The organism is Candidatus Palauibacter sp., assembly GCF_965222475.1.
Classification (GTDB): Bacteria; Gemmatimonadota; Gemmatimonadetes; order Palauibacterales; family Palauibacteraceae; genus Palauibacter.
On sequence record NZ_CBDCUB010000002.1, the window covers coordinates 263234 to 281706 of the forward strand.

General features: G+C 66.3%; 15 protein-coding genes and 1 pseudogene. 6 read left to right on the forward strand and 10 right to left on the reverse strand.

Annotated features, from left to right (window positions below; genetic code table 11):
• The first annotated feature begins 25 nt into the window (after window positions 1–25).
• Entirely contained in the window at window positions 26–361 is a 336-nt protein-coding gene (locus ACOQPP_RS06460) for a hypothetical protein (protein ID WP_420636074.1), read from the forward strand.
• 127 nt (window positions 362–488) lie between these two features.
• On the opposite strand, the gene ACOQPP_RS06465 is transcribed toward ACOQPP_RS06460, so the two are convergent.
• Entirely contained in the window at window positions 489–716 is a 228-nt protein-coding gene (locus tag ACOQPP_RS06465) for a hypothetical protein (RefSeq protein WP_420636075.1), read from the reverse strand.
• Between the two features lie 948 nt (window positions 717–1664).
• Between ACOQPP_RS06465 and ACOQPP_RS06470 the strand changes: the two genes are divergently transcribed.
• Window positions 1665–1898, forward strand: coding sequence for a hypothetical protein (locus ACOQPP_RS06470; RefSeq protein ID WP_420636076.1), 234 nt, complete (start codon window positions 1665–1667; stop codon window positions 1896–1898).
• A 115-nt stretch (window positions 1899–2013) separates the two neighbouring features.
• On the opposite strand, the gene ACOQPP_RS06475 is transcribed toward ACOQPP_RS06470, so the two are convergent.
• The 4 genes and pseudogenes from ACOQPP_RS06475 to ACOQPP_RS06490 all read right to left on the reverse strand — a co-directional run bounded on the left by ACOQPP_RS06475 (window position 2014) and on the right by ACOQPP_RS06490 (window position 7119).
• The gene (locus tag ACOQPP_RS06475) at window positions 2014–2718 is read right to left on the reverse strand and encodes a hypothetical protein (RefSeq protein WP_420636077.1); all 705 of its coding nucleotides are present in this window, start codon (window positions 2716–2718) and stop codon (window positions 2014–2016) included.
• 409 nt (window positions 2719–3127) lie between these two features.
• The gene (locus ACOQPP_RS06480) at window positions 3128–3283 is read right to left on the reverse strand and encodes a hypothetical protein (RefSeq protein ID WP_420636078.1); all 156 of its coding nucleotides are present in this window, start codon (window positions 3281–3283) and stop codon (window positions 3128–3130) included.
• A gap of 74 nt (window positions 3284–3357) precedes the next feature.
• A pseudogene (locus tag ACOQPP_RS06485) lies at window positions 3358–3474 on the reverse strand (cupin domain-containing protein); the annotation flags it as partial.
• A gap of 9 nt (window positions 3475–3483) precedes the next feature.
• Window positions 3484–7119: an FG-GAP-like repeat-containing protein gene (locus tag ACOQPP_RS06490; protein WP_420636079.1), complete on the reverse strand. Its 3636-nt coding sequence runs from the start codon at window positions 7117–7119 to the stop codon at window positions 3484–3486.
• Between the two features lie 194 nt (window positions 7120–7313).
• On the opposite strand from ACOQPP_RS06490, the gene ACOQPP_RS06495 reads away from it, so the two are divergent.
• Window positions 7314–8414 (forward strand): hypothetical protein, encoded by a 1101-nt coding sequence (locus ACOQPP_RS06495; RefSeq protein ID WP_420636080.1) that lies wholly within the window; start codon window positions 7314–7316, stop codon window positions 8412–8414.
• Window positions 8380–8898, forward strand: a complete 519-nt coding sequence (locus ACOQPP_RS06500) for a hypothetical protein (RefSeq protein ID WP_420636081.1) — start codon at window positions 8380–8382, stop codon at window positions 8896–8898. The genes ACOQPP_RS06495 and ACOQPP_RS06500 overlap by 35 nt, the downstream gene beginning before the upstream one ends.
• Here the strand turns inward: ACOQPP_RS06500 and ACOQPP_RS06505 are convergent.
• The 5 genes from ACOQPP_RS06505 to ACOQPP_RS06525 all read right to left on the reverse strand — a co-directional run bounded on the left by ACOQPP_RS06505 (window position 8879) and on the right by ACOQPP_RS06525 (window position 15904).
• Entirely contained in the window at window positions 8879–10672 is a 1794-nt protein-coding gene (locus ACOQPP_RS06505; protein ID WP_420636082.1) for a CRTAC1 family protein, read from the reverse strand. The genes ACOQPP_RS06500 and ACOQPP_RS06505 overlap by 20 nt on opposite strands.
• Window positions 10669–13683 (reverse strand): tetratricopeptide repeat protein, encoded by a 3015-nt coding sequence (locus tag ACOQPP_RS06510; RefSeq protein WP_420636083.1) that lies wholly within the window; start codon window positions 13681–13683, stop codon window positions 10669–10671. The genes ACOQPP_RS06505 and ACOQPP_RS06510 overlap by 4 nt, the downstream gene beginning before the upstream one ends.
• 120 nt (window positions 13684–13803) lie before the next feature.
• Complete coding sequence (locus ACOQPP_RS06515; RefSeq protein ID WP_420636084.1) at window positions 13804–15180, reverse strand: hypothetical protein; 1377 nt, start codon at window positions 15178–15180, stop codon at window positions 13804–13806.
• A 121-nt stretch (window positions 15181–15301) separates the two neighbouring features.
• On the reverse strand, window positions 15302–15508 hold the full coding sequence (locus tag ACOQPP_RS06520; protein WP_420636085.1) for a hypothetical protein: 207 nt from the start codon (window positions 15506–15508) through the stop codon (window positions 15302–15304).
• 51 nt (window positions 15509–15559) lie between these two features.
• Entirely contained in the window at window positions 15560–15904 is a 345-nt protein-coding gene (locus ACOQPP_RS06525) for a helix-turn-helix domain-containing protein (RefSeq protein WP_420636086.1), read from the reverse strand.
• Between the two features lie 95 nt (window positions 15905–15999).
• Between ACOQPP_RS06525 and ACOQPP_RS06530 the strand changes: the two genes are divergently transcribed.
• Together ACOQPP_RS06530 and ACOQPP_RS06535 are read left to right on the forward strand one after the other, a co-directional pair.
• The gene (locus ACOQPP_RS06530) at window positions 16000–16242 is read left to right on the forward strand and encodes a hypothetical protein (RefSeq protein ID WP_420636087.1); all 243 of its coding nucleotides are present in this window, start codon (window positions 16000–16002) and stop codon (window positions 16240–16242) included.
• Window positions 16243–16621: 379 nt separating this feature from the next.
• A complete protein-coding gene (locus tag ACOQPP_RS06535; protein ID WP_420636088.1) occupies window positions 16622–18094 on the forward strand; it encodes a ThiF family adenylyltransferase in 1473 nt (490 codons plus the stop codon).
• Window positions 18095–18473 lie beyond the last annotated feature (379 nt).

Here is an 18473-nt window from a genome sequence, read left to right on the forward strand (position 1 = left end):
GGCGACCACCGCAACGGAGAGGTTGATGAAGACGCAAGCAGTGTTGGCATCGGTACTCGCGTTCTCGAGCCCGATAGCCGCACGGACCGTCATCGATCTTCCCGGCGAGGATCGTCCGCTGTCCGGGGAAGCCGAGTTCGTGTACCGCATCGGATCGGCCGTAGCGGCCGAGGCGTGGGAAGAGTTCTCATCGATTCGGGATGTCGGGTTCGACCGAGTGGGGAACCTGTACGTGCTGGACGCCTCGAGAGGTGGTGCTCAACGCGTGATCGTCGTGGACGCGACGGGCGAATTCATCGTCGAGTTCGACCGCCCCGGAGATGGTCCCGGCAAGTTACGCATGGCGCTGCGGGTCACTTGAGATGGAGCGCTGTGGGTCCAGCGGAGCATGGAGCCGGGAATCGAAAGACCGTGGCCGATCGACGTGCTCTCGCCGGACGGACGCTACCTCGGCTACGCTCATTGCAGGGGCTGGATTGCCCGACATGTCATCCGCTTTCGGCCCCAAAGGCTTGGTCGCGTTTGTCGAAACCGATGAGCTGCATGTCCCGGTCGTCACCGTGACGGCGCTTGACGCCGGAGATACGCTGAATGGCCTGGCCTCCCCTCTGGCGCGAGCCGTCGAGGACGATCTCCCTCTTCTGAGGAAGGAGAGAAGCGACGAAGTAATGACCAAGAAACCAAGCCTTGTCGAGGCGTTCCTGGAGCAGGTACAACCACGCCCTGGTCGATGCATTCAGGTCACAAACCCTGGCACGTCTCGCCGAGGCTACGGCAGATTTGGTGGACGACTGGAAGGCGGAAGGAAGGCCGCGCCGTAATCGACCCGTAATAGCCGAACTCGTGGAGCCTTTGAGGGAGAGCCATCACCAAGTCCAAGAGCTGCATCGAAGCGGCCGGCCGGAGGCTCCTGGGTACGAAGAAGCCCATCGACACCTTGCTTGCCGCCATCAACGTATTGCGGGCGGTGCGTCACGAGTCTCCGCCTTGACGGTCCAGTACCGCAGGCGGGTGGAAGCCCTATACCGGCGCTTTTCTTGCGACATGGAGATCGATCCGGGAGACGGGACAACGCCGCGACAAGCTGACCGGAAGTTCGCGGCCTATCCGTACATCGGATCGAGGTACGGCGCGGACCCCGATGTGAAGAAGCTGCTCATCGTTGGGCTCGACATCGGGTCCGACGAGACGCCAGGTCGACTCCAGCACTTCGAGGAAAGGCGCAGGGCGATCGAATCCGCTTTCCTACATCGCCCTGACAAACTTCTACAAGTGGGTCACGGTAGGCCGACGGAATAAGGGTGGCGCGCAGGATTGCACGTTCGTCGACCCCCAACTCGAAAGAGGGCTGTTCCTGAAGGAAGTGCGCCTGCTCGCGCCGCAGGTCGTCGTGTTCCAGGGTGGGGACTTCGACAAGGCTCGGTTTCGGCAAGTCCGCGATGCCATTCCGTCCGAGGTCGAGTGGCACGTCCTGGTGCATCCTTCGTTGCGCGGCAGGCGGCGGCCGAAGGACATCACGCATCCGCGACTGAGCAGCACGGACCCGAGCGATGACCCATTCCCGCTCTCACCGGCCGTCGCGGACGACCTGCGTAGGACGGGCACCGAGGGCTACGGGGGGCTCTTCAGGGACGATGCGTTGGTGCTGGGCCTGATCGCTTTGGATGGCCAGAATCAAGAAGATCCGACTCCACGACGTGGTGGCCCATGTGCTCGAGCACGGGTACGCCGGGCCGCGCGGCGGGGGAGGCTCTGCCATCTACTTTGCATGTCGCTGGCTGGCGAAGCACGATAAGCCTGTCCGTGGCTTCATCATCACATCTCCGCGTCGTGGCTACTACCGGCTCGAGAAGGCGACGAAAGCGCAGCTTGCGGCATGGAGCACCGACGTGGCGTAGGAAGGTGTGGGGGAACTCCCCACCGTTCATCAAGAGGCTGCGGTTGGGCGATGATGACGCGCCTCCCGGCAAACGAGACCGTCGCAATCATTCGCAACGACCAGCAGGTTGCGGATCATGCGGCCCCGCGATCCACAACAACCACTTCGACGCCGAGCGTGTTCCGCAACGGAATCAGTTCGTTCGGGAGCGGATTCGCGAGGGCCAAGACGGTGCGCGCGCTCACGCACCGTTGTTCGGCGTGTAACGTCGCCTCCAAGAGGGCCTTGTATTTCACACACTGAAACAGCCCTCGTTCGAGGTCGCTCGGGGTCGAAATCTCCGACTTCACCTCGGCGACGATCCATTCCCGGCTCGCACGAAACAAGACATCCGCGCGGTCGCCGGAGCGGAACAGAAACTCCGTTTCCCCCGGAGCGGTGGAGGCCGGCGCTCCTATTGTCACCGGATGATCGGCGACGAAACTCTTGAGGGCCTTGTGCTCTCGAGATTCCCCCTCCGAGCGGAGGCTTAGCCCCCGTCCGGTCGCTAGCGTCGGAGCCACGGCCGGATCGAGGCGGAAGTGACTTAGAACGTCATCCCAGCGTCCGAACGAGTAGACCTCCTCCCACAGCGGGGCTACGATCGCACGCTTGCCAGCCATGCTCGCATCCTCGTATTCCGCCTCGCCTGGGCCGACGAGTCCCCCCGGCAACCGAGACGACCGGTTGATGACCAGGACCTCGATCGGCGGGATCTTTTCCTGCCACGTCTCCCCCAACCTCAGCAATTCATTGCCGATGGCGCCCAAGGGGTAGTTCAGGTTCCGAGGGTTCTCCATCCCAAGTTCGGCGGCTAAAGCTCCGTATTCGATGCGGCGTCTGGCGTTCGCTTGCCTCACCAGAATCGGCAGCGCCCTTCGCGCGCTCCGCTGGTAGAGCTTGTCTCCGCGAAAGCCGTACCGGGTCTTCTCAGGTGTGCTATTGGGAACTTCGGCAGATTGAATCCCGGTCACGGCTTCCTGCCTCGAACGTAACGTCCGTGCCCAACGCGCCGAACGTCTCCTCGTTTGTTGAGCTTATCCAACGCGGAGCGAACATAATGATGGTAGTAGGGCCGACCGTACCGCATCTCCATTAGGCGACGTGTAACCAACGGGTGACCCTCCATTTCCTGATAAATGTCCGGTACCGGGATCTCACCGTCCTGGGCACTAACGATCCGCAGCACCGCCTCTTTCCAAGTCTCGGTCACGGTCGCGTCTCCTCCTGGATCACTGCGCCGGGCTCCCCGGACGCCGGGCCGTGGATCACGATGACCGGCGCGGCGACGTGGAGATCGTCCAGACGCAGCTTCCGACCGCGCCGCTCGAACAAGCAGTCGGGTTGGCTCGCGGGGTGGGACACGCTGGGGGCTGCCGACTCCTCTCCGAAACGGAAATGCTTAACATACGGGGGTTTACGGCAACGATTCACAGTGCGACGTAGAGTTCGCCGGGGCCGATCTCGACGGCGAGGTCGGCGAGGTCGATCCGCAGCGTTCCCTCGAGGACGAAGAACGCTTCGTCCGTGTCCGCGTGGTCGTGCCACACGAACTCCTGCGACTCTCATCGCCCCTCCGGGGGCGGGATCACACGCGTGAGGGACTCCGCGAGTTCCGCTTCGGGGAACGCGGCGCGGTTCTCCTCCGCCGTCGGTGGATAGCCCGACAGCGTACGCGACGGGAGCGGCACGACCCGGTCTCCGGTCGCGGTGTTGAGGTCACCGTCCTTCACCCAGCCGTCCGAATAGATGAGAAACGTCCTCCTCCATCCGTCCGGGAGCGCCGGGAACGCTCCTGCTTCGAAGCGGAGCGTGATCTCGTCGCCCGCGTTCTGGATTACGTAGCGGTCGTCGCCCTCGGCCACGAGGTCGGTCACGTCCCCGAAGCGGGTGTAAAGGCCGAACAGGTCGTGCCAGCGCGGTGCGACCGTGACGGAATCGTAGTCGAACCAGTGGGGGCCGTAGCGGCCGCCCTTTCTGAATTCTCGGGCGAAGCCGCGATAGTGAATGTCGGCCTCCCGGGGCGCGACTGACGTGACCCGAACCTCGTCCGCCGCGGGGTGCGCGGCGCCGGTCGTGAAGAAGGCCTCGTCCCAGTAGACCATGAGGTTCGTCCGGATCCGCACCCGGCGGTCGGCGGTCGGGAAGAGACCGCGCAGGTCGGCGACGACGGTCTTGTCCTTGCCCGACGGGAAGCTGAGGCCGGGGATCGCGGGCTGCCACTCGCCCCCGGGGCCCATCACGTCGAGTTCCGGGAAGTGCGGCTGCAGCGCGTCCGACTGCCCGATCGCCACGTTGATGCTCGCATCCGTGGGGAAGATCCATCCCGTGAGGAAGAGCGTGACGTCGCCCGAGCCCGCCTCGGGCCCGAGGTCGAGGATGAGTTCGTGCGGTTCGGCGATCCCCTGGAAGCGGCCGGGTCGGAACGACGAGACGTAGTCGAAGTCACGCCCGGCGAGCGCCGCGCGGTGATCTCGCCCGTCCTCGTCCGTGGCCGAGACCGGGGCGTGCCGCTCCCCGACCCGCCACAGCTCCAGATCGATGGGCGCGGGCGGGATGAAGGCCTCGTTCACATACACGTCGATCTCGGAGGGATGGTCGACGGCGACGAGGTTCACGCCGTCCACGTAGATCGTCTCCCACAGCTCCTCGGTGATCTGCATCACGTACTCGCCGTCCAGCGGCTGGAGCACGCCGTCGGGGAGGCGCCGGTACTCCTGCGACGGGAAGGCGGGGGCGTAGGCGCGCTGGCCGCCGCCGAGGATGCCGAGGGGCATGCCGAGGGCGCTCTTCCACATCATGTCGCCCACGAACTCGAACCCGTCCCCGTCCCACACGTAGAGCATGGGACAGGAACCCTTGAGCGTCTGCTGCTCGACGAGATCCTGGTCCGTGCCCGGGAAGTAGAGGTCCTGAGGCACGCCGTTCGGCCAGTAGACGCGGACCACGTCAGCCTTGAGGCGTCCGTCGAGGCCGATCAGCGTGGTCGGGTCGGTAACGGTGTGGACCTGGAAGAGATCCCCCGTCCGCACCTCGACGCGGGCGCCGATCCCGAAGCGGTTGTTCTTGCGGCTTCCCTCGCCCAGCCCGGCGAGGTCGAGCCTGAAGTAGTGGTTCGCGTTGCCGCCGTCATTGCGCAGGAGCGTCGGGCTCCCGTCGCCGCCGAGGACGAGGAGATCGGCGTCGCCATCCTCGTTGTAGTCGAACGACCGAACGGTTCGCAGCGCGGCTGGGAGATCGGGGAGGAATTCGGGGGCCGGACGCAAACGCCCCTGCCCCTCGTTGCGGAACAGCCGCAGACCGGAGCCGGACGCCGCGCCGGATTCGGGGGCGGCGCCCGAGGCCGGGGCCTCGCCGGCGGCCGCGAGGTCCAGCCGGCCGTCGTTGTCGAAGTCGACGAAGAGCAGGTCGCGCGGTGCGAGACCGTTCAGCGGCACGGTCGCGGCGAGCGTGAACGCGTCGGAGGCCGAGCCGTGGAGCAGGCGGACACGGTCGGCGAAGGCGGCCGCGATGTCGAGCCAGCCGTCCCCGTTCACATCGCCGATCGCAACGGCCTGCGCTTCCTCGGCCCCGTCGCGGGTGGCCGCGCCGGTCCCCGCGCCGGAGAGGCGTTCCGTCCGGTCGGCGAAGGTGGCCGCGCGCTCGTTGTCCAGGAGGCGGAGACCGCCCGCCCCTTCCGCGAGGACGATGTCCAGGTCGCGGTCGTTGTCCAGGTCGGCGAAGGCGGCGTCGCGGGTGTCGCCGTCCGCGGGCCCCGAGAGTCCGAAGTCCGCCGCCATCTCGGCGAAGGTGAGGTCGCCGTTGTTGCGGAAGAGACGGTTTGCGCCCGTGTGCGCCTCGAACACGTCGAGATCCCCGTCCTGGTCGAGGTCCGCCGCGAAGACTGCGTGGGCCGCGCCCGCCGCCGCGCCGTCCAAACCCACTCCGGCCGAACCCGCCCCGGCAACCGCCGGGAGCGCGATCTCCCCGAAGCCTCCGGCCGGGTCGTTGCGGTAGGCGCGCGGCGCGCTCCCGGCGAACCAGACGTCGAGCCGGCGGTCGTCGTCGAAGTCGACCCAGAGCGCGGTCTCCGCATCTCCCGCGTCGATCGGCCCGACCTCGTCGGAGGCGTCCACGTAGCGGCCGAGGTCGACGCGAAGCACGCGCCCTTCCCCTCCCCGGCTCCACAGCAGGTCTTCGTCGCCATCCCCATCGAAGTCGCCGATCGCGGCCCCGGCCCCGGCGCCCGTCTCCGGCGGACCGGCAAGCGCTTCCAGCCCGGCGAGTGCGGACGCGTTCGTATAGCGGAGTGCTGCGAGGACGGCTTCCGGCTCCTGGACGCGGAGCGAGACGAGGAAGCTGAAGTCGAGTTGCGCGACGCCGGCGAGGGGGCCGCCCGGCTGCCTCAGCTCTTCGAGACTCGCCTGGTAGGGCGAGGTCACCTCGAACGCCGCCCGGAACTCGGCGAACTGGCTGCGCGCCGTCGGGGCGTCGCCATCCAGGATCGCATCTTCGGCGGCCTCGAACGCCGCGCGCGGCCGGTCCCGGAAATCCGGCGCGATCTGGCGCAGGCCCTCCAGGGTGCCGAGCGCGTTGTCGAGTTCGCCGCGCGCGAGTTGCGCATCGGCCAGCGTGGCGAGCGCGGCCAGGTTGCCCGGTGCGGCCGACGCCAAGCGCGCGAGAACGTCCACGCGGGCATCGGAGGCCAAGCCGGCAGCCCGGGCCTCAAGCTCCGCCAGCCCCCACAGGCTGCGTGCGTGACCCGGGTCCGCCGCCAACGTCTCGTCCAGCAGCGCCCGCGCTTCCTCGAAGTCACCCGTTTCGATTCGCAGCGTGGCCAGCGCGAGCGCCAACTCCGGGTCGTCCGGCACCCGCTCCCGCGCCTCGACGAGGTTCTCCTCCGCCGTCTCGTAGTCCGCCGCCTTGAGCGCCGTGAGCCCGAGCCCCGCGTATCCCGCCGCTTCGGCCGGCGCCATCTCCACGAGACGCTGGTACTCGGCGCGCGCGTCCTGGAGGCGGTCCTGCTGGAGCGCCGCGTCCGCCGTCCCCCGCGCTGCCAGAATCTCCGCCAGCGACGCCTCCGGAACCGGCGGCCCCGCCTCCCCACACGCGACGACCAGCGCGAAGGCGCCAACGCCCGCCGCAGCGGAGACGCCTGTGCCCGGACGCCGATCCCGCCGCAACACCTTGCCGCGCCAGCGGCGCCACTCCGGTTTCGTCAACGCTCCCCACCCTCCCTTCCGATGGCCAATCCCAATGAGTTCGGCATCCGCTCAACCGCCTCCGGTTGCGTTACGGGCATGCAACCCGTCCGCTCTATTAGCACATAACTTGTCCGGTTTCAACACGGTTGCGGACGCGATTCCGGCGGATCGGCACGGTTGCTCCCCGCACGCGGGGCGTTGAGCTTGGGATCATGCGCGACTTCAACACGGCTGGGCCGGTACGGGCCGACAAGCATTACTGCATTCCGCCGCTCGAACGGCTGAACCTCGCCGAGGTTCTCGCTCTCGTCCGCCGGGAACGGTACTTCGTCCTCCACGCTCCCCGACAGACGGGCAAGACCTCCGCCTTGCTGGCCCTGCGGGACTTGCTCAACGGCGGCGCCGAGGGCGACTACCGGTGCGCCTACGTCAACGTGGAACCCGCGCAGACGGCCCGCGAGGACGTGGGCCGCGCGATCGGGGCCATCCTCGACGGCATCGCCATGGAGGCCCGTTACACGCTGGGCGATGCCGCTACGGCCGACGCCGCGTCCTCCCTCGACGCCACCGCCCGGCCCGACAGCGCCCTCGGGGACTTCCTCGCCCGGTGGTGCACTGCGGATCCGCGTCCGCTCGTCCTGCTCCTTGACGAGATCGATGCCCTCGTGGGAGACTCGCTCGTTTCCGTGCTGCGCCAGTTGCGGGCCGGCTACGTCCGTCGCCCGGATCACTTCCCGGGGAGCGTGGTCCTGTGCGGGATCCGAGACGTGCGCGACTACCGCATCCATGCAAGTTCCGAGAGAGAGGTGATCGCGGGTGGCAGCGCCTTCAACATCAAGGCCGAGTCGCTGCGCCTCGGCGACTTCACCGAGACCGAAGTCCGGAACCTGCTCGGGCAGCACACCGCCGAGACCGGGCAGGCGTTCGCGCCCGAGGCGCTCGACGCCGTGTGGGAGCAGACCCGCGGCCAGCCGTGGCTCGTCAACGCGCTCGCGCGGGAGCTGTGCTTCGAGCACCAGGCGCTCCGTCTCCGTGACCGGCCCCTCTCCGAGGCCGACGTGTTCGAGGCGCGCGAGGCGCTGATCCTGCGCCGCGACACCCACATCGACCAGCTGGCCGACAAGCTGCGCGAGCCGCGCGTGCGCCGCGTCATCGAGCCGCTCCTCAGCGGTGGCGACGCCGACGTACTCCGACCGCGACCGCGAGTACGTGCGCGATCTGGGGCTCGTGGCTCCGGACGCCCCCCTCCGGATCGCGAACCCGATCTATGCCGAGGTCGTGCCGAGGGAGCTGACCTGGGTTCTCCAGGATGAGATCCCCCGGCGAACGGCATCGTACGTTGACGCGGACGGACGTCTCGACCTCGACAAGCTGCTGGCGGCGTTCCAGGAGTTCTTCCGCGAGAACTCGGAGCACTGGATCAAGCGGGCGCAGTACACAGAGGCCGGACCGCAGCTCGTGCTGCAGGCGTTCCTGCACCGGATCGTGAACGCGGCAGGGCGGATCGAGCGGGAGTACGCGCTCGGGAGCCGCCGGGTGGACCTGCTCGTCGTGTGGCCGCGGGAGACGGGCCGGGCCGACAGGTTCGCGGTCGAGTGCAAGCTGCTCAGGGGCGGCCGCGAACGCACCATCGAGCGCGGGCTGGAGCAGACGGCCGCCTACATGGACATCTCCGACACCGACGCCGGACACCTCGTGATCTTCGACATGCGCGAGACGCGAAGCTGGGACGAGCGCATCTTCCGCGAGCCGCGGACGGCCCCGGACGGCAAGCGCATCACCGTGTGGGGGATGTGAGTTCCGAGACCAGGACTTCTTCTCCGGCTTCGACCGGCCCGGCCACGCTCCGACCCCCCGCCGGCCACACGACGACCACGCTGTCCGCCCGCGGCGCCCCGCCGAGGCCCGCCAGCACCGGGTTCGCCTCGGACTGCGACAGATACGACGATGCCGTGGACACGACGAACCGTTGCCCGGCGTCCCCGACGAACACCCTCACCGTCGCACCGACCGCCCCGAGGTTGGGCGCCGCTCCCGCCAGACGCACCCGCACCCAGCCGGGCCCGGGCCCGAGGTCGTTCCGAAACAGCTTCGCCGGACCCCCGTTCGTCGAGATCACCAGGTCCAGGTCCCCGTCGCGGTCGAAGTCCAGCGTCGCCACCCCCCGCGCCACGATCGGTTGGTCGAACCCGCCGCCCACCAGCCTGCCGATGTCGGCGAAGCCCCCGCGCCCGTTGTTCCGGAACAGCTGCGGCGGCTGGGCGAAGGTCACGTCCCCCTGGATCGCCTCGATCTCCGGTTCGATATGGCCGTTCCCCAGCACCAGGTCCACATATCGGTCCAGATCCAGGTCCGCGAAGCGGAGCCCGAACGTCAGCGGAAGGAGCGTCGAGCGCGTGAGCCGCGCGGCCCCCGCCAGGTCCTGGAACAGATCCTCCTGGATCTGCGTGAACAGCGACACCGGTTCGTTCGAGAAGTTGCCGATCGCGATCGAGAGTTGCCCGCGGTTGAGGATGTCCCCGACGTCCACCCCCATCCCCGCGCGCGCCCGCCCGAACTCGTCGAACGCGATGCCCGCATCGAGCGCCACATCGACGAACGTCCCATCCCCCTGATTCTCGTACAGGAAGTTTTGATAAGTGTCGTTCGCGATCGCGATATCCGGCAGCCCGTCCCCGGTGAAGTCGTCGATCACGATACCGAGAGACTTTCCGTCGGGGTTGTCGAGACCCGACTCGGCCGTCACGTCCCGGAACCGCCGCGCGGGGGGGCTGGCGTCGGAGCCGCTCCCGCCCGGTTCGTTTCTCAGGAGACGGCAGGACTCGCCGTTGTATTCCTCGGGGGTGGCGTAGGACTTGTTCACGCCGTCGCGGCTGAAGAAGAGGTCGGTCTCCGGGGTCCAGTCCACATAGTTGCACACGAGAAGGTCGAGCCAGCCGTCCCGGTCCGCGTCGAACCAGGCCGAAGCGGTCGACCACGCCGGATCCGCCGCGCCCGGTGCGCTGCCCGCCGTCCCCGTCTCGGAGGTCACATCGGTGAAGCGCCCCCCGTCGTTTCGGTACAGCCGGTTGTCGCCGACCGCCGTCACGTAGAGATCCGTGTCTCCGTCCGCGTCGTAGTCGGCCGCCGACCCTCCCATCCCGTAGATGGGCCGCCCCAGTCCGGCCTCTACCGTCACGTTCCGGAACGTCCCGTCGCCGAGGTTGCGGAAGAGCATGGACGTGGCGCCCCAGTCTTCGGCGTGCCCCTCCCAGCCGGTGCTGCTCACAAAGAATAGGTCGGGCCACCCGTCTCCATCGTAGTCGAGGACGAGGACGCCGCTCCCCATCGTCTCGGGCATCCACTTCTCGCCGAAGGCTCCGGTCGCGTGGACGAAGTCGATGCCCGCCGCGGCGGTGACGTCGGTGAACCGGATCGCGGTGGACGCGTCATCCCCCGTGCGTTCCGTGAAGCTCGGCCGCGTCTCGGTGTAGGCCGGAGCCTCCTCGCGCTCCGCCCCGCCCGGACCGCAGGAAGTCGCCGCCGGAGCGAGGAGAACGGCAACGAGGAGAACGGTCTTGTGAGCGCTCATGGACCTCCGCCGCCGCCCGCGGGCCGCAGTTCATGCGTGTGGATGTCCTGTGCCATGAGGTTCACGCCCGGGTTCTCCGCCCTGTAGGACCTCGTGATCGCCTGCGCCGCCTCGTCGATCCGGTAGCGCTCGAACGCCGCTTCGGCCAGCGCCGCCTCCTCGTCACGCCCCGACGCCCGCAGACTGAGCATACGGTTATAGTGCGCCTGCCGGTGCTCGGGATCGATGGCCAGCGTCCGGTCCAACGCCTCGACCGCCTCCTCATACCGGCGGGCAAGATATCGCGTGCGCCCGAGTTGGAACCAAGCCTCGCGATCCTCCGGAAACGCGTCGAGCACCGCAACGTAGGCCGCCTCTGAAGCATCGTAGACCCCGTCCTCCTGGTGGGCCCCGCCCCACACCCACGCCACGCGAGGGTCTCCCGGGCTGATGGTCTCGGCTCGCCCGAGGTTGTCGAACGCGTCATCGAGGTTGCCGGCGCGCAACGCCATGCGCGCGAGGTTCAGCGGCCCGTCCACCCGGCCGGGGAAGAGTTCTCCCACGCGCTGGAACGGGCGCTCCGCGAGGCGGGTGTTCCCTTCCCTGAGGAGAGCGATCCCGTAGTCGTTGTAGCGGACCCAGATTTGCTCGCCCTGGTCGTCCGCGGAGACCGGATCCACGCGGCCCCCGACTCCGATGACGACCTCGTCACGGGCGATCTCCGTCACCGGCAGGTCCGGGACGTCGTCGAACTCCGCGAACCCCTCCGGGTTGGCCCCGAACGCAAACTCGGTGTAGGCGCGGTCGAACTTCCGCCACAGGACACGCGCCCTCGCCGTCAGCGAGCCCACCGGGAGATCGGGCGGCAGCGTCACCTGGAAGTGGGCCACATCCGCGTTCCCGGGGCCGATCACGTTGACGGCCGCCGTCACATGGATGTCCTGCGCGTTCCGCTTCTGGATCGGCCGCCCCTCGCGGTCGAGGATCACGGCCTTGAACACATGCGCGTCGGGATCGAGGTGCCCGTCCGGCCCGATCTCGCCGCTGATCGCGATCCGCCGTCCCCCGTCATCCTCCAGTTCGAACTCGAGCCAGCCTTCGTTGGAGTCGTTCGTCCCGCCGGGGAAGGTGTGCCCCACTCCCTGGTTCCGGACCACGACCTCGAAGGTGATGGTCTCCCCCGGAGACACGCTGGGGGGCGACAGATCCAGCCCCATTTCGGGCTCGTCGCCGGGGCCCCGCCGGATCGCGAAGATGTCGACGCGCAGCTTCTCATCCCGCAGGAAGTCCTCGATGCGGCGCAGGGTCGCGGTGTCCCCCCGCAGGAACGGGAGCGCCGTGTTCACCGCCAGGAAGCGGTGTGAGCGCACGCGCCCGTTCTCGGCCGACACGTCGCCCAGCGGCGCCTCCTCGGACGGCATGTGACAGTCCTGGCACACCCGGGCCGCCGCCGGGAGGTAGAAGGTGCGCGAGGCGTTCCGCGCCACTCCGCTGTCGTGCCAGGCGTCGTACTCGTTCTGGCCGCGCAGCCAGCGGTAGTTATTCACCGGCCCCGTCAGACTCACCTTGTGACAGGTGGCGCAGAACTCCGACGTCGAATGCACCGGCTTCAGGAGCTGGTCCATGTGGACGGACGGCTTGGCCTTGAGCGCGGCGTCGTGCAGGTAGGCGCCCAGCGTGCCCGCCTCGGCGTCGGCGAAGAGGTACGGGTCCTCCTGCTCGTCGGCGATGTTGTAGTTGCCGTTGCCCGTGTTGTCGTGGATGCGGTCGATCGCGTGGCAGGCGAGACAGGTGAGCCCGGCCTGCGCCTCGACGGTGGCCGGGTCGATCGGCGCATCCATGGCGCCGGCGAGCATGAGCGCCGGGTCGTGGCACCCGCTGCACCACTTGCTCTTCACGCGCCCCGCCGCGTCCGGCTCCAGCCCGAACTCCCGCAGGTGCGCGATCACGTCCGGCCCCGCCTCGAGCGACTCACTCCGCATGTTCTCGATCGTGGCCGTATAGAAGGGGTTGTTGAAGGAGGCGAAGCGGTGCGCCGAAGTCGCCCACTGGGCCGTCACATCGGGGTGGCAGCGCACGCACTGGGTGGCGCCAATCAGTTCGTCGGCCGCGAACCCCCGCCGCTCGACCTCGGAGCGGACGCGCGCCGCGCGCTCCCGGGCCGCCTGCGCCGCGAGATCTCCCGCTCCCGTGCGGGTGATGATGCGTGAGGGCAGATAGGTACCGGTGCTCGTCGTGGTCGCCGCCGGGAAGAACGGGCTCGTCGGAGGGACCAGCCCCTGCGGCACGAAGTCGGCCTCGACGAAGCGGGACACGTCCCGGTCCCGGCCCCCCGGCCCCTCGTTGAGACCCCGGGCGAGCGCGGCTTCGGCCTCCGGGGTGAGCTGGAGTCCGCGGTGTGTGAGGCTGTGCCCCGCGACGAGGACGAGGACGACGGCGCCGGTCGCGAGGGCGAAGCGGCGGGCCCGGACGCGCGGCGGGCGGGCGTAGCTCACGAGCCGGTGCCCCGCGTAGGCGGAGACGATGAGGACGGCGCTCCCCACGTGCGCCCACCACGCCCAGTTGTTCTCCCGGCTCGCGGCCGCGGTCAGGATGAAGAGCCCCGTCAGGACGAGGATGCCGCCCACGAGCCCCATCCCGATCCCGGTCAGAATGGAGGCGCGGTGCTTTCGCTTCCAGACCGTGGGGAGGTGAGCGGCGAGGAACCCGAACATGATCGCGGCCAAGAGCAGCCCCACCCCGGTGTGGGTAAGCACCATCGTCTGGAACAGCTTGGGCAGCGAGTTCTCCCCCACGGCAAAGAACTCGAGCCCGAGCCCGTCCGCGAGCCGGTTCGCCAGCAGGTAGAGGGTGTTCGCCAGCATGAAGACGGCGACCCCGAGACCGAACCGGAGCCAGCGCTGGAGCCCGATTCCGAGGATGGAGCGCAGCACCGGCCGCCCGGGGCGGGTGTCCGCAGCGGAGCCGCCCGCCGCCCTGGAGTCGGCCCCGTTCCGTACTTCCGGGCCCTGGTCCCGCCCTCGTCCGCTCATGCGTCAACGAAACCGTAAGCGGACGGCCCGCGCAAGCAATCGGCCCTAAAGCCGTGGGTGAGTACCGAACCTCCGTCACACACCAATCAGGTCTTGTCTGACAAGACCCTTGGCTAGCTGCTAGCTGATTGCCGCTGTGCCGAGAAGCTTCGCAAGCAATAGAAGTGGCGCTCCCTGCGCACGAGAAACTCCCTCTCGGCGCACGATCGCCAAGACGGCTGGATTAAGGCTCGTTTCGGTAGCATCGAGTATGACGTCGGCGACAGGACCGTCCCGTGCTACTAACTCGATTACTCCTACATACCGTGACAAGACAATCTCATTCGTGAGCGCATGGAATCCGTACGAAGAAAGACCAAAACCAAAAGCGGACGCACGATACGCAACACCTCTGGAAAACCGCGTATGCACCTCCAGATCCTCAGCTACAGGTATGCTCACGGCAACGGCTTCGGCTATCTCATGAGCCAGCGCTCGAAGCCTACCGGCCGACAGTCGCAGCTTTAGTGGAACAGGGATTAACATGGCGAACAGTCGCCATTCTTCGGCGGGCCGGTCATCAGGCCACTGCAGTTCCAGAGATGTTGTCACCCTTCCGTTAACGGTCGTCCCCTTTAGCCAAGCAAATGCGTACGGGCCAAGCCGGTCATCGTGCACGTAGAGTCCCTGCACTGCGCTCGATCCATCGGCGTAGTTCACGTTTGGATCGGTCCGCGGCATAACTTCCCCCAAACGAAGACCTACGCCGCACACAGCGTGAGCTTCGCCCTCTCCAAACGGCACAATCCCCAGTACGACGGGGAAACCCGATTGCAAATAGGTAGCGAGATGACCCTTGTCTTCAAGCGGTGACATCGAGCGAAGCAACACAGGTGCAAGGCCGCTCGTGCGAGTCGCTTCACAAAGCTGTTCTACGTTTAGACCTTCAGATGGTAGAGCTCTCCCATCTGGGATCATATAGCGGCAGGCGGCTTCTGTTATCGCCGCTGGTGTCGGCGAAGCAAAGTGCTCCAGCGGCGCCGCGCACTGAAGAGCAGACCACAGGGCGGTGGTGGCGCAAGCACTCACGCCCCGATCCTGTTGCTGGAAGGCTAGACCCTGGACCGACAAAGAGAGGCCGGCGAGGTTGACGTGATATGAGCGAGTCGCACCAAACCTGCGCCGCCTTCCGTCCGCAGCGTCGGGCCCAAACGTCTTGAGAACTGTTCGGCCAATCGGAGATCCGGGAAGTGGCTTCACTACCATGAAACCCAGATACTGCTTTGCTAGCTGCTGCTCAATCGCACTGCGATCTCCCATGTTGACCCTCTCAACGAGGCCAGACCATTGTTCTTCATCGAACTCGGAAGAAAAAAAATGGAGTCGTTGACAGAAATTGGGATAATTGCGAAGGCTGCGAGCGTAGAAAAGCGCGAAATCTTCAATATAATGCCGGTCGATGTAGTGGCGTTCGTGTACGATCGTTCTGCAGCCGAGAGAATTCAGATAGACATCCATGTACTTCATCTGGAGGGGAGGCCACACGGAGTCAACTGGTCCAACTGGCTCCCGAAACAGCGCGTGGAACTCGCCGTCGAGCGGATGGACTCGAATTCTCTGGCTTGGATATTTGTGTCCGTCAGGTTCGACGAGCATTCTTAAGCCGGGTGTTCAATAGCTCGACACTGATAACCTCGGCCGCCAACTCGCGTTTGACGATCGGCTTGACCGTCCGTCGAGCCTCTTCGAGGATTCGCTTCATCTGTTCGAGGTCGTCCACAATCTTGTCCTCGGCATCGCGCCGCCGTTCAGGGGACATCGCCTTACGACCCTCGGGAGAAATCATGCGCCCTCCGATATCCGATTGGCCTCCATAGCCGCCACCAGCACGAACTCTTTACTTCTCCTGGGATTCATCCATCAAGGCCTCGGTCACCTTCTTGACCAAGTCGAGAGTCTTCGCGCTCGATCGCGACGCTCGGAGAAAAATGGGGTCGACCCGCATCGTGGAATTCGCGGACCCACGGCCGAGAAGCGTGTCGGTGCTCAACTCAAGGGCATCGGCCAAACGAACGAGAGACGCCACGGACGGCGCACGTTGTCCGGTCTCGAAGTGTGAGACGGACGCCGCAGCAATCCCAGCCTTGGCGCCCAACTCAGCTTGCGTTAGGCCGCGCATCTTGCGGTTTTGTCGGAGGCGTTCGGGAAGCCCTTGCACGTTCTTGGCGTATTCCCTTGACATGTGTTCACGATGCGTATACCGTAACTCTACGGTGTCGTAGCGTCCGCTACGATCAAGTATACCGTAGTCTACGGATGGAAACAAGGAGGGACAAAATGGCAGCGGTGGAGAGCCATCTGAACATCTACGTCAACCGTCGCAAGTTCGACGAGGGCGACGGGGTCAAGCCGCGGATGACCGGAGGGGACATCGCGCTTCTCGTGGACGTTCCCCCGGACAATGCGGTGGTTCGACGTGACGAGGGCTCCGAGAAGCCTGAGATCGGAGTGAAAGACGAGATCGAAGTGAAGCATGACGATCATTTTCTCGTGACGAGGAGGATCGTAGAGGGGGGTTGATGAACCACGATCGGATAACACGCGAACTCCGCGTCTTGGCAGAAGGTGGGCAGGTAGCCGAACTAGTTGCCGGCACGCGACCCGTTGTCGTTTATCTCGACGTTCCAACCGCCGGGGAGGAAAAAGGTCTTCCGGCCGCGTCAGATGTCGTCGTACCCGTACCCAGCGGGTACCCTGGAGGCATCATCGATCTGGCCGGCCTACCTGTGGGCTCCCCTTTCCTTGAGCTCGTCAAGGGTGGACGGAACAGCCAGGGTCTCATCAGTGCCGGTGGCCGCGAATGGCAGCTCGCCAGCTATCATCCCCACAGCGGAGGAGGAGGCCCACCTTGGGACCCGAACCGCCACGGATTTCACACTTATCTGGATCAGTTGATCGCATGGCTCGCCCATCTGAACTGAACAGCACGGGAGTAAGCAGCGTCGTCGTCCGGATGAGCAATCCCGAACGCCAGCAGCTACTCCGCTTGGTTTTCTCTCGCTACCCGACGAGAGAGTGGGCCACGTTCGTTAGGTTCGGGTGGCGCGACACGGGTGACACCTTGGCCCTCACCTTGGCGAGTATCGAGGCGCCGAGGTCTGCAGAACTAGATGAAGGAGTTGACCACGTAGCCATCCTGGAGCCGTATACGCTGCGTATCGCACTCCATGCGGAGGCGCACCCGCTGGCGGTTGGTGTTGTTCACAGCCATCCAGAGGGTTGCCCGCCCGTGCCGAGTCTGATCGACGACGACATGGACACGTACCTTGCAGACTACCTTTCCGGGTTTGCTCCCGGGAGACCGTACGTCAGCTTGATCGTTTCCGTGATCAATGGCCAAGTCGTGTTCGGTGGGCGTGTGTTCCATGCCGGCCGATGGCACCCGGTTGCGCGGTTTTCGTCCGACTCCGAACCGGCTCATATCAATCCTGAGGATGGATGTGACGCCGGCGACTTTGAGACCGTCGCCCGCCTTGCCGCCGCGTTTGGCGACGAGGCGGCACGCAGACTGCGGGAGGCTACCGTCGGCGTAGTGGGGGCTGGTGGGACGGGCTCTGCGGCCATTGAAGTGTTGGCCCGCGCTGGCGTGGGCAGGCTGATCATCGTGGATCCCGACAACCTTGAGGCCTCCAATCTCGAACGGGTTCACGGCAGTTGGGCATCCGATGTGGATACGGGTAGGTGGAAGTCGGAGATTGCCCGAGATCACGTGAACGAAATCAACAGGAAATGCGAAGTCGTAGCTATCCGCGGAGCGCTTCCTCAGGAACTCGCTGTCGACAAGCTTGTAGAGGCAGACGTAGTCATGGGGTGTACAGATCAGCAGCACAGTCGGCTCGCGCTGAGCGACTTGGTGGTGCGCTACCTGATCCCCGCGATCGACTGCGGTGTTGCCTTGGAAGGAAGCGACGGAGTCGTTCGTGGCCAAGTGGTGCAGCTCCTCCGCTGGCTGCCGGCGGATCCTTGCGCCGTGTGCCGTGGGATCGTGAATCCGCGCCGAGTTTCGCAAGAACTCATGTCCGAGCAGGAACGCGAGTCTCGGCGCTTGGCGGCCCAGGCGGCGAACCCGGGCGGCAAACCAGATAGTGCCTACTGGGAGGAAGTCCCTCAGCTCAACACGGTGGGTTACCTCACGACGACCGCGGGTGCGCTGGCGGCAGGCTATGTCGTTGGCTGGGTGACGGGACGCTTCGCCCCCCCATTCGAACGAATTCAAATGAACCTCTCTGCTCACGAGTTCGAGGTCATCGCATGGGAGCAGGAGGCAAGCAACAAATGCGCATGCCGCCGTGTGCGCGGCTGGGGTGATCAGGGCAACGCGGAGGCATGGGTATCGGCACCATCGCACTGGCCCCCTGCTGAAGTCTTGTAGGACGTAGTCCAGCTGACGTTGCACAACCGCCGGCGCTGAGAAGCGGGAGCTTCCGGCCGTCCCGAGGTCGAGCCGCTTCGGCCGGAGCCAAGGCACCAAGAGGTGTCCCCGAGAGATCGGTCGTTCGTCCGCGAATGGACTCGGGCGCCTAGTCCCAAAACAAGCGCGTAGCTCTGGCGAGGCATCATTATGACGTTGGGTGGCGGATTATGGGCCGAAGAGCCTGCCGGGAAGCCGTTTTTGGGTGGCGCCGAGGCGGGGATGCGGGGTTCTTCGCTCGGCGGGCGGGGCTTGAGGGGGCGTGATTTGGCGCCGGGAGACACCGGTCCCGGCGTTGTCCTCGGAAGAGCGAAAGAGCGTGAGAGCCGGGGGTGGCGTC

What these genes read in the sequence shown, in the direction of transcription:
- ACOQPP_RS06460 (WP_420636074.1), top strand. Translation starts at nt 26, where the DNA reads ATGAAGACGCAAGCAGTGTTGGCATCGGTACTCGCGTTCTCGAGCCCG.
- ACOQPP_RS06505 (WP_420636082.1), bottom strand. Translation starts at nt 10,672, where the DNA reads ATGAGCGCTCACAAGACCGTTCTCCTCGTTGCCGTTCTCCTCGCTCCG.
- ACOQPP_RS06515 (WP_420636084.1), bottom strand. Translation starts at nt 15,180, where the DNA reads ATGGATGTCTATCTGAATTCTCTCGGCTGCAGAACGATCGTACACGAA.
- ACOQPP_RS06520 (WP_420636085.1), bottom strand. Translation starts at nt 15,508, where the DNA reads ATGATTTCTCCCGAGGGTCGTAAGGCGATGTCCCCTGAACGGCGGCGC.
- ACOQPP_RS06535 (WP_420636088.1), top strand. Translation starts at nt 16,622, where the DNA reads ATGGCTCGCCCATCTGAACTGAACAGCACGGGAGTAAGCAGCGTCGTC.
- ACOQPP_RS06475 (WP_420636077.1), bottom strand. Translation starts at nt 2,718, where the DNA reads ATGGAGAACCCTCGGAACCTGAACTACCCCTTGGGCGCCATCGGCAAT.
- ACOQPP_RS06530 (WP_420636087.1), top strand. Translation starts at nt 16,000, where the DNA reads ATGGCAGCGGTGGAGAGCCATCTGAACATCTACGTCAACCGTCGCAAG.
- ACOQPP_RS06525 (WP_420636086.1), bottom strand. Translation starts at nt 15,904, where the DNA reads ATGTCAAGGGAATACGCCAAGAACGTGCAAGGGCTTCCCGAACGCCTC.
- ACOQPP_RS06495 (WP_420636080.1), top strand. Translation starts at nt 7,314, where the DNA reads ATGCGCGACTTCAACACGGCTGGGCCGGTACGGGCCGACAAGCATTAC.
- ACOQPP_RS06470 (WP_420636076.1), top strand. Translation starts at nt 1,665, where the DNA reads ATGGCCAGAATCAAGAAGATCCGACTCCACGACGTGGTGGCCCATGTG.
- ACOQPP_RS06510 (WP_420636083.1), bottom strand. Translation starts at nt 13,683, where the DNA reads ATGAGCGGACGAGGGCGGGACCAGGGCCCGGAAGTACGGAACGGGGCC.